Origin of the sequence: Bacillus cereus group sp. BfR-BA-01453 (assembly GCF_022662915.1) — a bacterium.
In the GTDB taxonomy this organism is placed as follows: domain Bacteria; phylum Bacillota; class Bacilli; order Bacillales; family Bacillaceae_G; genus Bacillus_A; species Bacillus_A paranthracis.
Map to the genome: position 1 here is coordinate 1 of NZ_JAKUEN010000047.1, position 410 is coordinate 410.

Genomic DNA, 410 nt, shown 5'->3' on the forward strand with positions numbered 1-410 from the left:
GGTGCTCTCCCAGCTGAGCTAATCCTCCAAAAGTGGTGACCCGTACGGGATTCGAACCCGTGTTACCGCCGTGAAAGGGCGGTGTCTTAACCACTTGACCAACGGGCCAAATATTATAAATCCTATGGCGGAGAGCAAGGGATTCGAACCCTTGATACGCTTGTGACGTATACACGATTTCCAATCGTGCTCCTTCGGCCAACTCGGACAGCTCTCCAATGGCTCCGCAGGTAGGAATCGAACCTACGACCGATCGGTTAACAGCCGATAGCTCTACCGCTGAGCTACTGCGGAATAATATTGCCTGGCAACGTCCTACTCTCACAGGGACAAGGTCCCAACTACCATCGGCGCTAGAGAGCTTAACTTCCGTGTTCGGTATGGGAACGGGTGTGACCTCTCTGCCATCA

General features: G+C 53.4%; 3 tRNA genes and 1 rRNA gene. All 4 read right to left on the reverse strand.

Going from position 1 to position 410, the window contains the following annotated elements:
• Positions 1 to 33: 33 nt before the first annotated feature.
• A tRNA-Glu gene (locus MR070_RS26895) sits at positions 34 to 108 on the reverse strand.
• A gap of 17 nt (positions 109 to 125) precedes the next feature.
• Positions 126 to 217, reverse strand: a tRNA-Ser gene (locus tag MR070_RS26900).
• Positions 218 to 219: 2 nt separating this feature from the next.
• Positions 220 to 294 (reverse strand) — tRNA-Asn (locus MR070_RS26905).
• An 8-nt stretch (positions 295 to 302) separates the two neighbouring features.
• A 5S ribosomal RNA gene (rrf, locus tag MR070_RS26910) occupies positions 303 to 410 on the reverse strand; the annotation flags it as partial.